Source organism: Neobacillus niacini (assembly GCF_023715415.1).
GTDB lineage: Bacteria > Bacillota > Bacilli > Bacillales > Cytobacillaceae > Neobacillus > Neobacillus niacini_C.
Genome location: NZ_JAMBOB010000001.1, coordinates 573,668 through 586,285, shown reverse-complemented (window position 1 = coordinate 586,285; position 12,618 = coordinate 573,668). Strand labels below are relative to the sequence as shown.

General features: G+C 37.9%; 16 protein-coding genes and 1 riboswitch. Of the genes, 7 read left to right on the top strand and 9 right to left on the bottom strand.

Features of this window, described 5'->3' with window-relative positions; all coding sequences use genetic code 11:
- Positions 1-31: 31 nt before the first annotated feature.
- From M3189_RS02900 to M3189_RS02875, 6 genes are all read right to left on the bottom strand, one after another.
- Positions 32-250 (bottom strand): spore germination protein, encoded by a 219-nt coding sequence (locus tag M3189_RS02900; protein WP_251631743.1) that lies wholly within the window; start codon positions 248-250, stop codon positions 32-34.
- A 64-nt stretch (positions 251-314) separates the two neighbouring features.
- On the bottom strand, positions 315-695 hold the full coding sequence (locus M3189_RS02895; protein WP_251631740.1) for a spore germination protein GerPE: 381 nt from the start codon (positions 693-695) through the stop codon (positions 315-317).
- Between the two features lie 14 nt (positions 696-709).
- Positions 710-880 carry a spore gernimation protein GerPD gene (locus M3189_RS02890; protein ID WP_251631739.1) on the bottom strand — a complete coding sequence of 57 codons (171 nt, stop codon included), beginning with the start codon at positions 878-880 and terminating at the stop codon, positions 710-712.
- Positions 877-1,497: a spore germination protein GerPC gene (gerPC, locus tag M3189_RS02885; protein ID WP_251631737.1), complete on the bottom strand. Its 621-nt coding sequence runs from the start codon at positions 1,495-1,497 to the stop codon at positions 877-879. Before gerPC ends, M3189_RS02890 begins: the two co-directional genes overlap by 4 nt.
- Before the next feature lie 9 nt (positions 1,498-1,506).
- Positions 1,507-1,746 carry a spore germination protein GerPB gene (locus tag M3189_RS02880; protein ID WP_251631735.1) on the bottom strand — a complete coding sequence of 80 codons (240 nt, stop codon included), beginning with the start codon at positions 1,744-1,746 and terminating at the stop codon, positions 1,507-1,509.
- Positions 1,747-1,764: 18 nt separating this feature from the next.
- Positions 1,765-1,989, bottom strand: a complete 225-nt coding sequence (locus tag M3189_RS02875; protein WP_251631733.1) for a spore germination protein — start codon at positions 1,987-1,989, stop codon at positions 1,765-1,767.
- 243 nt (positions 1,990-2,232) lie between these two features.
- Positions 2,233-2,319: riboswitch (cyclic di-GMP riboswitch) on the top strand.
- Positions 2,320-2,518: 199 nt separating this feature from the next.
- Here M3189_RS02875 and M3189_RS02870 point away from each other — a divergent pair.
- From M3189_RS02870 to M3189_RS02855, 4 genes are all read left to right on the top strand, one after another.
- Positions 2,519-3,121: an ATPase, T2SS/T4P/T4SS family gene (locus tag M3189_RS02870; RefSeq protein ID WP_251631731.1), complete on the top strand. Its 603-nt coding sequence runs from the start codon at positions 2,519-2,521 to the stop codon at positions 3,119-3,121.
- Between the two features lie 84 nt (positions 3,122-3,205).
- Positions 3,206-3,565, top strand: a complete 360-nt coding sequence (locus M3189_RS02865) for a YisL family protein (RefSeq protein WP_251631729.1) — start codon at positions 3,206-3,208, stop codon at positions 3,563-3,565.
- A 116-nt stretch (positions 3,566-3,681) separates the two neighbouring features.
- Complete coding sequence (locus tag M3189_RS02860; protein ID WP_251631726.1) at positions 3,682-3,954, top strand: ubiquitin-like small modifier protein 1; 273 nt, start codon at positions 3,682-3,684, stop codon at positions 3,952-3,954.
- A gap of 1 nt (position 3,955) precedes the next feature.
- On the top strand, positions 3,956-4,228 hold the full coding sequence (locus M3189_RS02855) for a hypothetical protein (protein WP_251631724.1): 273 nt from the start codon (positions 3,956-3,958) through the stop codon (positions 4,226-4,228).
- Positions 4,229-4,280: 52 nt separating this feature from the next.
- Here the strand turns inward: M3189_RS02855 and M3189_RS02850 are convergent, their stop codons facing one another.
- The gene (locus M3189_RS02850) at positions 4,281-6,110 is read right to left on the bottom strand and encodes an aldehyde ferredoxin oxidoreductase family protein (protein WP_251631722.1); all 1,830 of its coding nucleotides are present in this window, start codon (positions 6,108-6,110) and stop codon (positions 4,281-4,283) included.
- Positions 6,111-6,331: 221 nt separating this feature from the next.
- Between M3189_RS02850 and M3189_RS02845 the strand changes: the two genes are divergently transcribed.
- Complete coding sequence (locus M3189_RS02845) at positions 6,332-7,360, top strand: ThiF family adenylyltransferase (RefSeq protein ID WP_251631720.1); 1,029 nt, start codon at positions 6,332-6,334, stop codon at positions 7,358-7,360.
- Positions 7,361-7,403: 43 nt separating this feature from the next.
- Here the strand turns inward: M3189_RS02845 and M3189_RS02840 are convergent, their stop codons facing one another.
- Positions 7,404-7,967 carry a DUF2777 domain-containing protein gene (locus M3189_RS02840; protein WP_251631718.1) on the bottom strand — a complete coding sequence of 188 codons (564 nt, stop codon included), beginning with the start codon at positions 7,965-7,967 and terminating at the stop codon, positions 7,404-7,406.
- A gap of 164 nt (positions 7,968-8,131) precedes the next feature.
- Here M3189_RS02840 and asnB point away from each other — a divergent pair, with 164 nt between their 5' ends.
- Both asnB and M3189_RS02830 read left to right on the top strand, forming a co-directional pair.
- Positions 8,132-9,982, top strand: a complete 1,851-nt coding sequence (gene asnB / locus M3189_RS02835) for an asparagine synthase (glutamine-hydrolyzing) (protein ID WP_251631716.1) — start codon at positions 8,132-8,134, stop codon at positions 9,980-9,982.
- Between the two features lie 62 nt (positions 9,983-10,044).
- Entirely contained in the window at positions 10,045-11,553 is a 1,509-nt protein-coding gene (locus tag M3189_RS02830; RefSeq protein WP_251631714.1) for an alpha-amylase family glycosyl hydrolase, read from the top strand.
- A gap of 69 nt (positions 11,554-11,622) precedes the next feature.
- Here M3189_RS02830 and M3189_RS02825 read toward each other — a convergent pair whose 3' ends face one another.
- Positions 11,623-12,498 (bottom strand): SDR family oxidoreductase, encoded by an 876-nt coding sequence (locus M3189_RS02825; protein WP_251631712.1) that lies wholly within the window; start codon positions 12,496-12,498, stop codon positions 11,623-11,625.
- Positions 12,499-12,618: the final 120 nt, after the last annotated feature.

Sequence of the window (12,618 nt, the reverse complement as noted above, 5' to 3'; positions counted from 1 at the left end):
GACATAAACCTACTGTGGTTTATGTCGTTTTTTAATTATTTCCTCCGATTGGCTGGTCGAGCAAATTAGCGTCAAGTACATTGGTACCGCTTATTCCACTGGCTGTGAAAATAATCCCTCCGGTATTAAAGCCCCCAGAACCTGCATTTGTCTTTGAAGCACTTTTTGGAGAGATATAGACGGTATCACCGAATTGTACAACTCCACCACTTACATTTACAATTTGAACGGGACCAATTATCGCTGGCATTTTAATACATCCTTTTCTTCACTAAAGCTTACTAAACATGTAATAGTGTATTCAAAAGTATTTGTCATTGTTCATCATCTTTATGGAACAGCTGCCGGATATGTTTAACCCTGGCTTCCATAGAGACATTTTCACTGTTTCCAACATGAAGGATGGCGGCAGAAGACATTGCGAGGATAGAAATATGATTGACCTTTATGACAGGAAAAGGATTATGAGTAGACATTGTTATTTTTTCGTTGATGGGCAATAAAGGAATTGGTTCTGAAAAAACAGGATACTTTGAGAAATTTCCTTCATTGCCATAAAACAAATCAGCTTCCCGTTGTACAGCTAAGGCGCGTGAAAATCCATTAATGATACGGGAATCTCCCAGTTGAATGGTAGTGGCAAAGGAGGCCGAGTTCACTTTAATGGCATTTACTGCAGAAGTTCTCTGAAGCATATTCTTAAGCCTCCCTAAAATAATGGAACAAACGGCCCGATAATAAGTGATTCTGCAGGAGTGTCAAAAGTGGAGGCCAATTGAATGGTTTGAGTGTCGCCAACCAATACGAGTGAAGAACTTGCTACTCCCAAAATTCGAATGGTATCTACTTGGAGGTCACGATTATATACTTCAAAGTTCATTTGTGTGTATTCATTCCTTTCACGTTCTCCGGTAAATGATTAATAAATATTAAAATACCTTTTCTGATTTCCTGTTTAATTAATTCAATAATACTTTCATCATTATTACCTTCACCTTCACCTTCACGGTGAATAGCTGCAGAATTTTGGAGATGATAATCAACCCTAGCTGGAAGCTGCTTCAAGATATCTTGTTTGATAAAGTCTAAATAGGAGTCGTCTAAACTTACATTTAATTGATTTTGGGTTTCCTTAAATAGTGCTGACAGGTCGGTTTCTAAATACTGATAAATAGATTCTTCTATTTTCATAGACCGCTGCATTTGTGCCTTAGGATGTATTGGTGAATTTATTGATTGATTTTGAACAGCAAAATCTTCAATTCCTGCCAAATCTGATGGGTTAAGCCCAATGTTTAAGGTTCCATCAAGAGTTTCAACCTTCAATTGATCGAATTTATATTCAATCTTATCTACCTTAATGCTAGGCTTATCCTTTAATTGCTTTATTTCATCCTGTAGTTTTTGAATGGTCTGCTCCAGAGTGGCAATTCTATTTTCCTGTGTTTGCAAAGTCAATTGGACCCATTGAAAAAGTTGTGAATAATCCTGATACATACCATCACCTCACTGTTTAGCCTCTTCCCTCCCAGCTCCGCTTAAAGGTACTGCAACACTGCTAGATTGCCCATTTGTTGTTTGAGTACCTCCTGCTGACGGTGCTGGACCTTTAAAACCGCCCGTATTATATAGATATGAAGCAGGTTTAATGATTCCTGCGCTGCCAATTTGCAGAACAGAAGAATTTGTAATACTGTTAATTTTAATAAAGTTTATTTGAATGGATTGCTGGATATAAAAATTCATTAAAAAACCAACCTTTCCTTAGGCATTAAGGAAGAATCCTTGATCAATACCATCAGAATCATTTGTGTTTGTGTTACTTAAATTATTATTATGAACAATTAAACTTTCGCCTGTATTAAAGGACCCAGCTCCGGAGAAAGTTTTTGCGGATGAAAAAGGCATGATTTTATAGACATCTCCAATATGAAAAACTGCACTGGTGCCAAGTGAAATAACTTGTGCAACTCCTACAATCGCTGGCATAAACAACACCCTCCACCTGATTATCTCTTACTATCGTATGTATGGGGTGGTGTAATGTGATTCATTCGCCCAATAAAAGTAAAAAGGGATTTAAAAAAAGTCTTATAGATGGATGTTGGGAAAATAATAGAATTAGGTATATTTACCTATATTTTTATTTAAAATAGTATATTAGTAGGATATGAGATAATAGGAAAAGGACTTATGATGTGTTTAAGAGGTCAGTCGGAAAAAAACACTGATTCTCGATAAAGGCAAAACTGGTGAAAATCAGTGACGCAAAGCTAAAGGGGCTAAGGTGCAACTGCACTACGCCAGCCAGTTACCGAAAGAACAGGGTGTTTTACGTATGCTACAGCAATATACATAGGTATTTCTGTATATATTGTTGTACAACATTGTTAACCCCCCTTTCGGTAAAGGCGGGGTTATTTTTTGCAATTTTCAACCCTGCCAAACCGATCATTTCTCTATGTTTTGTGATCAAAGCGATTTTTCAAAAAAACAAGAATAAGGCGGGTGGCATTGTATGGGACTATTAAAACAGATTGAACAAAATAATCAGGGAAAAGGTGCAGAGAACAAATTGTACCTGTCAAAAAGGCTGGGGAATAGAAGGTATTCATGGAAATCTCTAGAACTGCAGGATTTAATCCGTAACGAGACCGTGTCAAAGGAAATGGCTCTCTTCCTTTGTACATGTGTTAAAGCTAGATTAAATATTCTAGTGAGCGGAGGGACAGGAGCAGGAAAAACAACCCTTGTTCATGCACTTTCCACTTTCATTCCAATTGAGGAAAGGAATATGATTGGAGATATTCGTGATAAGGATGGACGTGAAATACTCCAGAAAGATAGTAACGGAAATGATGGATTTCTTGTAACAGGACACGCTAGCAGTCCAGGTAATGTGATTGATCGCCTGGAGATCATTGCCTATCTTGAAGGGATAAGGCCTATCAAGGCGATAAGGGAACAAATCGCTGGTACGATTGACATCATTGTCCACCTTTCACGATTAAATGATGGAAGAAGAAAAGTTACGAAGATAACAGAGGTTCAGGGAATTGCTGGGGATAATATCGTGCTAAGAGATATTTTTTCTGTTAATCTTCTTGAAGAATCTTATTAGCATTCAGCTTTTATTTAGGATTTTGGAATGGCCTATGGTATGATAGTGTTGCTAAAAGCAATGCATACATAGGAGGAAGAACAAATGATTCATGGTCACGTTACAGCCTGGGTTTTGGCCCTAATTTTATTTATTGTTGCAATATTTTTACTAAAAGGCGGAAAAGAAAAGGGCGCTAAAATTGTTCAAATGATACTGCGTGTTCTTTATCTGCTCATTATTGCAACTGGTGTTGGGCTAATATTCATGCTGTCCAATATTGATATGTTGTATATATTAAAAGCAATCGTTGGAATATGGGTAATAGGCTTATTTGAAATGATCCTTAGTAAGGTTGCACAAAATAGAAAGACTTCAATTTTATGGGTACAATTTGTCGTTGCATTCTTACTTGTCTTATACTTAGGTTTTGACAAATTACCTATGTCCATTTTTAATGTATAATTTTGCCTAAATAAAAGAGCTGCCGGGTTTTCCGGCAGCTCTTTCTACGCTTAAAAAAGGATGACAATTAGTGCAAATAGTTTTACTATTTAAGTATGGGGAGAGGAGTGTTTGATATGCTGGTAAGAATATTTGCGAATCTCCGGGAAATTTGCGGCGGAGTTGGAGTAGAGGTTAACCCAGATGGTCAACGTGTTATTGATGTGTTAGATAAAATGGTTGAGATGTTTCCAGATTTAAAGAATGAAATATTTACTCCTGAAAAACAACTGCTTCCATTTGTTCATGTTTTTATAAACGGAAGAAATATTATTCATTTGGAGGGTCTTGAGACCATTGTAAAAGAAACCGATCAATTTGCATTATTTCCTCCAGTTGCTGGTGGTTAAGATGCCAGAGCAGGAATTGGAATTTCGTGGTATCAATCGGAAGCATCTTGGGATGTATTTTGAAGAGTTAGGGGGAAAACAATTGACAGATAATTTCCCCTACATTTATAAATCTAATGAATGGTGCGGGGAAATAGTTAGGGAAGAGGAGATTTCCATTACTTCTACATTTAAAGTCAATTCGGTACATATTCGGTTTCATGCTTCAGAGGAAATGACGCTTAAGGAGCTTATCAAAAATTATCGGGTGAAGACCAGGAGGATAGGCGGATAGTTAATTTCAAATAACAAAAGGCTTCTGCAAAATGCAGAAGCCTTTTGTTTCATTATACCAACTGATTTTCCGGATCGATAATTTCAAGCTCACGAAGTTTTGCTTGTGTAACTTTTCCTTTTTCCCAGCCGCGTACTTGATAGTACTCTCCAAGCATGATATCCATTCTGCTAACTTCCCCGGCACTATTACCAGAGGCAGGCTCTTCCGTAAATCGTTTTGGAAGATAGTCGTCTTCTTCCTTATCGAATCCTGCTAGGTTATTATAATAACGCTCAAGATTATATATTCTTTCTCCGGCCTTCATTACATCATCAGCGGTCATCGGAACACCAGTCATTGCACTGTATTGTTCAGCATAATGCTCTGCATTTTCAGAGAAGGATGAAAACTTACAGATATTCATAGAATCAGAGAATGCAAGCATATCTTGGAATATTTTTAATAACTCACCTTTACCTTCGGGCTTAAGGCGATCTGTTGGCTCTGGAATACCAGCGATCTCACTCGCAACCGTATATCCGCGTAAATGACAGGCACCGCGGTTACTTGTTGCATAGCCAAGACCAATCCCTTGAATTCCACGTGGGTCATAGGCAGGAATTGACTGTCCTTTTACAGACATAGAAAGCTCAGGTGCGCCCCAAGAAGCTGTTGCTTTTGCAGGGCCCTCTGCAAGGAGACCGCCAAATCCTTCACGGTATACAATTTTCTTTGTTAGGTCTATCATGGAGTCGGCATCGCCCCAGATGAGTTCCTCTGTAATTAGTCCCTTTTCATAGGCTTCCATCGTTACAGAAAAGCAATGGCCAAGCTCAATCGTATCAAGCCCATACTCATTACATTGGTCAATCAGATAGGAAATGGCCTGTGCATCACTTAATAAACAGTTTGAACCAAGTGACCAGGAAGATTCGAATTCAAAGCTTTCGACTCTTGTTTTATACTTGCCATCCTTTACTTCTACTTCAATTTTGCAGCCTACAGGACAGGCGTGGCATGTATTGTTTTTAACAAGCAAATGTTTGTTTACATATTCACCGCTGTGCTTTTCTGCTTCATCCCAATGAGTAAACTGAGAATTCTTGGTCGGAAGGGCGCCAACCTCATTGATGATATTGGTTAAAACGTTGGTCCCGTAAACAGAAAGACCGCCTTTGTTTGGTGCTGTTAAGCCGCCGTCAAGAATTGCCTTTACTGCCTTTTTATTCGCTTCTTTATACTCTGTTTCTAATTTAGGCTGAGGCATATTACCTTTTTGAGCTGCTTTAATTACAACCGCTTTCAATTTTTTATAGCCTGCAACAGCGGCTGTTCCGCCACGTCCAGCAGCTCGGTCATGCTCGTTAATAAAGGATGCGAACTTAACTGTGTTTTCACCGGCTTGCCCAATCGTCATGACACTAAGGTCTTGTTCACCGTATCTAGCCTGCATGGTTTTAACGGTTTCTCTTGTTCCTTTACCCCATAAATCAGACGCATCACGCAGTTCCGCCTTACCATCTTCGATATAAAGATAAACAGGCTTATCACTTTTACCTGTAAGAATGATATTATCGACCCCTGCCCATTTTAAACGTGCTGCGGTCCATCCTCCCATATGAGAATCTGTAACGGTTCCTGTTAACGGAGACTTCGTAACAACACAAAGACGTCCACTCATGGAAGATCGTGAGCCAGTTACAGGACCAGTCATAATACAAAGCATGTTTTCAGCTGATAATGGCTCTACTTCAGGACCATTATCAAGTACATACTTAACTCCGAGACCACGGCCGCCAATGTACTTTTTTGCATCATCTTCATTAATAGGTCTGTAATTAATCTCACCCGCTGTTAAATCAACTACTACTTCTTTGTTTTTAAAACCGCCTAAATTCAAAGTTTCTCCCTCTCTTTCATTAATAAATTGAAGCTTCTCTCCTATTATAGTAAAAAAAAGTAATAGGATATTCCTCTCAAAATTAATAAATAAACCCAATTTCTATTATACAATTATTTTTATATATTTAATATTTAAAGTTTTCTAAATTTCAATTAAAATTAACGTAGATTATGTGGCTCGTTAGTATGTTATTACTAATCTAGAAAAGAGGACAACAAATGGACGATTTAGGACGATACTCAAGACAAATTCTTTTTTCCGGAATAGGGGAAGAGGGACAGAAGAAATTGCTGAAAAGCAGGGTGGCTATTGTCGGTGTCGGAGCACTTGGAACAGTATGTGCCAACCATTTGGTCCGGTCGGGTGTGGGGTACATAAGATTAATTGATAGAGATGTAGTTGACCTTTCAAATTTACAGCGTCAATCATTATTTAATGAAGAAGATGTTCAGTTAAATCTACCAAAGGCAGTTGCAGCGGGGAAGAGGCTGAATACTATTAACTCTACTGTTACAGTTGATGCTGCTATCACAGATTTAAATCTTGATAATGCTGAGGAATTATTAGCAGGGGTTGATTGTATTGTAGATGGAACGGATAATTTTATGACCCGCTACTTAATCAATGATGTTGCAGTTAAGTTTGGAATTCCTTGGGTCCATGGGGCAGCAGTTAGTTCAAGAGGGATGTTTGCCGTTATTAAACCTGGAGAAACTCCATGCTACCGCTGTCTATTTCCACATATCCCAGATGGCAGGGGAGAGACCTGTGATACGATTGGTGTGTTATCACCAATAACAGATATCGTCGGTTCCTTTCAAGCTATGGAAACGATAAAACTACTAATTGGTGCCGCCACAAGCTCTAACCTGGATCAAATTGATGTATGGGATACTGACTTATTTTCAATGGATATCAGTGAAGGGAGAAATCCACAATGTCCGACATGTGTAAATCGTCAATTTGACTTTCTAGATCGTTTATCCAGCCAACAGGAATCTTATAGTTCTCTTTGCGGAAGAGATACCGTGCAAATTTATTTTAGAGAAAAGCGTGAACGAGATCTAATAAAACTTAGTGAACACCTAAAAAAGAGCGGGACAGTCAACGGAAATCAATTTTTACTTCGTTTCTCTCCTAATCCAGAAACCACTATCGTTCTATTCAAAGATGGTCGAGTACTGGTACATGGTACAAACGATATCGTTAAAGCAAAATCGCTTTATTCGAAATATATAGGAAACTAAAAAAAGGTGTGCTTTTCATTCAAATGAAAAACACACCTTTCTATTATGAAATCATCTTTTCGATAACCAACCGTTTTCCTGTATTTAAGGTGAATTCAAAGCGATCATTTACCTTTTCAAAATAACAAAAATGGTGCTGAACATTACAAATTTGTTCCTGATTATCAAAAACAATAAAGTTTACCCCATCTCTTCGATTATCATCTGATAAGAAAGATAGGTGATTGTAACAATAGATACAATCATAGATAGAAAAATCTAAAGAGTTTAATGTTGTAACAAATTGAAAAAAGGCATCATCATTCATTCCCTCTAAAAGTCTTTCCAATGAGTAGATTAAATGCTTTCTTATTCTAACCAAATCATGGTCACGAAGCATAATGATTTCATTTCCACTTCGTATCTTCCCAGATTCAATTAAAATTCCTTTCTTCCATCGATTAACACGAAATATTTCTATCTCCTGTTGAAGAAAGTCATCGAGCATCGCTGCTTCTTCTGTTTCTTCATCAAAAAATATCCATTGATCACTTATTTGTTCAACTGCTCCTTCGTTATAGGCCCTCAGTTGAAAGTCTAAAAGTTTAATTCTTTGTTGTCGATTCATGTTTAACCTCCGTGCCTAATACTTCATTTTCTTTGTAGACATCTTTGTCAGATTTTATAACTTGTTTATCTTTAATTTGGACAATTTACCAAATAAATTGGGCTGAATACTATAAAACATGTAACGTTTATCCAGCTGCTAAACTGGAGAGAGGAGTTTTTATTATGTGCGGAGTAACAGGATGGGTTGATTTTACAATTGATATGAAGAATGAAAAGGATACATTAGAAAAAATGGCGAATACCCTTGCGAAAAGGGGGCCAGATGAGACGAACCTTTGGACGAATACTCATGTTGGATTTGGTCATAAGCGTCTAATTGTAGTTGACCCTGAAGGGGGAAGACAGCCGATGACTAAACAAAAAGATGGTATACAATATACAATTTGTTACAATGGGGAGTTGTACAATACTGAAGATATCCGCAAAATCCTCCTTACTAAAGGATATTCTTTCAAAGGTCATTCTGATACAGAAGTTCTGTTAACTGCCTATATAGAATGGGCAGAAGAGTGTGTAAATCATTTAAACGGTATCTATGCTTTTGCCATTTGGGATGAAAAGAGAGAGCAGCTTTTTATCGGACGGGATCGATTAGGCGTAAAACCGTTGTTTTTTACAGAATTAAAAAAAGGAATTGTATTTGCTTCAGAAATAAAGGCAATTCTAGCAAACCCTGGAATGAAAACAGAGCTAGAAAATGAAGGGCTTGCTGAAATTTTCGGTTTAGGGCCATCAAGAACTCCTGGATCTGGGATTTTTAAAGGCATTAAGGAACTGCGGCCGGCACACGCCATGACTTTTTCAAAACAGGGCTTAAAGATATGGCGTTATTGGAATGTAAAGAGTGATGTGCATAAGGAAACTGTAGAAGAGACCGCTGAAAGGGTGCGCTATTTGGTAACAGACGCTGTAACAAGGCAGCTTGTTTCCGATGTTCCGCTTTCTACCTTCTTATCAGGAGGGCTTGATTCAAGTATTATCACTGCTATTGCTGCACAAGGATTTAAACACCAAGGTAAGGGTCAGCTTCATACGTATTCGATTGACTATGAAGGAAACGATCGCTTTTTTAAAGCAAACGAATTCCAGCCAAATGCGGATGAGAAGTGGATTAAAATTGTGACAAGTGAGTTTGATACAAAGCACCATTTTAAAACAATTTCTCAAGAACAATTAGTGAAAGACTTAACAGAAGCAGTTCATGTTCGTGATTGTCCTGGTATGGCTGACATTGATTCCTCCTTGCTTTGGTTCTGCAAGGAAATAAAAAAGGACTTTGTTGTTAGTCTTTCGGGTGAGTGTGCCGACGAGATATTTGGTGGATATCCATGGTTTCACCGAAAGGAAGATCTAGAGAGACCAGGTTTCCCTTGGATGCGTTCAGTGAATGAAAGAAATAATTTGTTAAGATCCGATTGGCAGCAAAGATTGAAATTAAAGGATTACGTAATTGAAAAGTATAAGAAAGCCGTTCAAGAAACTCCAAAATTGGAGGGAGAAAGCATCGAAGAAGTAAAACGGCGAGAGCTCTTTTATATTAATATGACACATTTTATGACAACGCTACTTGACCGTAAAGATAGAATGAGTATGGGAGCAAGTCTAGAAGTCAGAGTTCCTTTTGCAGACCATCGTCTTGTTGAATATGTATGGAACATTCCATGGGATGTAAAAATGGTACATGGCAGGGAAAAGGGGATTTTAAGAAAAGCATTTGAAGGGGTTATTCCTGATGAGGTGCTCTATCGTAAAAAAAGTCCTTATCCAAAAACACATAATCCAGGATATACACTTGCCGTTCAACATCAATTGAAGGAGATATTAAAGGATAAGTCATCAGTACTTTACGAATTATTTAATCGAGATTTACTAAATGAACTGGTAGAATCCGGTGGTAATTCCTTCAAAGAACCATGGTTTGGTCAATTAATGTCAGGACCACAGCTATTGGCCTATTTTATTCAATTAGATATATGGTTTAAAGATTACAATATCAATATAGTAAATGCATAGACGTTTATAGTTGGATTCACAACTTTATTAGATTAAAATGAGTGTATGGAAGGGGATTGAAGATGAAAAAAACCTTGATTACACTCATTTTATTTTGTACTTTTATTGTTTCAGCAGTGCCAGCTTACGGGGCAAAAGAAAAGGAAACAAGGGAATGGCAGGATGAAACTGTTTATTCCATAATGGTGGATCGTTTTTTTAATGCTGATACGAAGAATGATACTGATGTTAATACTCTAGACCCTTTAGCCTATAATGGCGGAGATTTTCAGGGAGTTATAGATAAGCTGGATTATCTTAAGGATATGGGCTTCACAGCAATCCGGCTAACATCTATATTCGATAATACTGCTGGTGGTTATCACGGCTATTGGGTAAATGACTTTAAAAAGCCCGATGAGCATTTTGGCACGTTAAAGACCTTTAAGAAACTTGTTCGAGAAGCACATCAACGCGATATGAAGGTAATCATTGATTTTGTAACCAATAATGTCTCTAAAGAACACCCATGGGTGAAAGATGCAACCAAGCAGGATTGGTTCCATGTGAAGACTGAAATTAATAATTTGACAAATCAGGAGGAAAGAGAGAATGGATGGGTGAATGGTTTGCCTGACCTTAATCAGGACAACCCTGAAGTCAAAAATTATTTAGTAGATGCTGCTAAGTGGTGGATAAATGAGACAGATATAGACGGATATAGTCTTCCCGAGGTAAATCATGTCCCAATAGCCTTTTGGAGTGAATTTTCAAAAGATGTAAAAAATGAAAAAGATAACTTTTTTCTTTTAGGGATTACCTCTATGAACAGTGAGGTAGACTTTGAAGGATTTAAAAATGCTGGTATTGACAGCCTAACGAATTATCAACATAGCGGAAATTTAAGAAAGGTCTTCGCAACTACCAATCAATCTTTTAGTGAGTTAAGTGACAGTAAGAATCAGGAATTGCAGCCACAATTTTTTGATAATGAAATGACTACAAGGTTTACGAGTGATATCGTTAAGAATAAGCATTTTCCAGGTGCTCGTTGGAAGACAGCATTAACCTATACTTATTCTACTCCTGGAATCCCTGTTGTCTTTTATGGCAGTGAAATTGCATTAAACGGCGGAGAAATTCCAGATAATCGGCAGCCAATGAATTTTCGGACAGAAAAGGAACTCATTGATTATATTACGAAGCTCGGTGAAGTAAGAAATCAGCTTCCTTCTCTGACGAGGGGAAGTATGGAAATGCTTTATGAAAAAGATGGAATGGCTGTTTATAAACGTGTCTATCAAGATGAAACTGCGATTATTGCCGTTAATAATACAAGTGAATCTCAAAATGTTACGTTAAACAAGGAACATATTGAAGGTGGAAAAGAACTTCGAGGTATGCTTAATGGAGACCTTGTCAGGAGTACGGATGATAACCAATATGATCTTATTATTGACCGTGATGAGTCAGAAATTTATGTGCTAGCCAATAAGAGCGGAATTAATCTAACGCTAATAGGTTCACTAGTGGTTGTCTATCTCTTATTTACTTTATTCATTATAAAAGTTCGGAAAAGAAGAAAAGAATAACGAAAAAAATAACGAAAAAAATGCGGTACTTCCTAATTGGAAGCATCGCATTTTTTCTAGGGGTAGTACCTACCCATTAATGATTTTCCCGCCGTTTACATGAATGATTTGGCCGCTTACATAGGAAGAATCATCAGATGCGAGATATACATAACTTGGGGCAAGCTCATAGGGTTGACCTGCCCTGCCCAAAGGGGTATCGGTGCCAAAGCTTACGACTTGGTCTTCAGTGAATGTTGAGGGAATAAGCGGTGTCCATATCGGACCCGGTGCGACGCCATTTACTCTTATTCCTTGTGGTGCAAGTGATTTAGCCAGGGAGCGAGTGAAGGTAACAATCGCACCTTTCGTAGCAGAGTAATCCAATAGTTGCTCATTCCCTGCATATGCAGTAATGGAGGCTGTATTAATAATAGTAGCATCCTTTTTTAAGTGGGGAAGCACCATTTTAGACATATAAAAATAGGAGAAAATATTGGTTCGGAATGTTTTCTCCAGCTGTTGAGAGGTAATATCTAACAGACTTTGCTGCGGATGCTGTTCTGCCGCATTGTTGACTAAAATATCAATTTTTCCAAATTGCTCATATGTTTGATTTACAATATCCCTACAAAAATCTTCATTGCCAATATCGCCGGCAAAGAGCAGGCATTTACGGCCTTCTGCTTCAACAAGCGCTTTTGTTTCTTCTGCATCCTTATGCTCCTCTAAGTAGGAGATGGCAACATCTGCACCTTCTTTAGCAAAATAAATGGCAACTGATTTACCGATTCCACTATCCCCGCCAGTAATAATAGCTGTTTTCCCAGCTAACTTCCCAGCACTTTTGTAGTTGGGGTCAACGGACACGGGCCGAGGATTCATTTCACTTTCAATACCAGGCTGATGATTTTGGTGTTGTGGTGGGAAAGCCTTCTTTTGCTGCTGTTGATTATTGTTGGTCATTTATTCTACCTCCAAGGATATTTACCATTTTAGTTTGAGGAATATGCACGAAAATATGAGCAAAATAAAAAAGGGTGAAAAGGAATATTCCTTTTCACCTAGTGAAAAAAATTTTCTTTT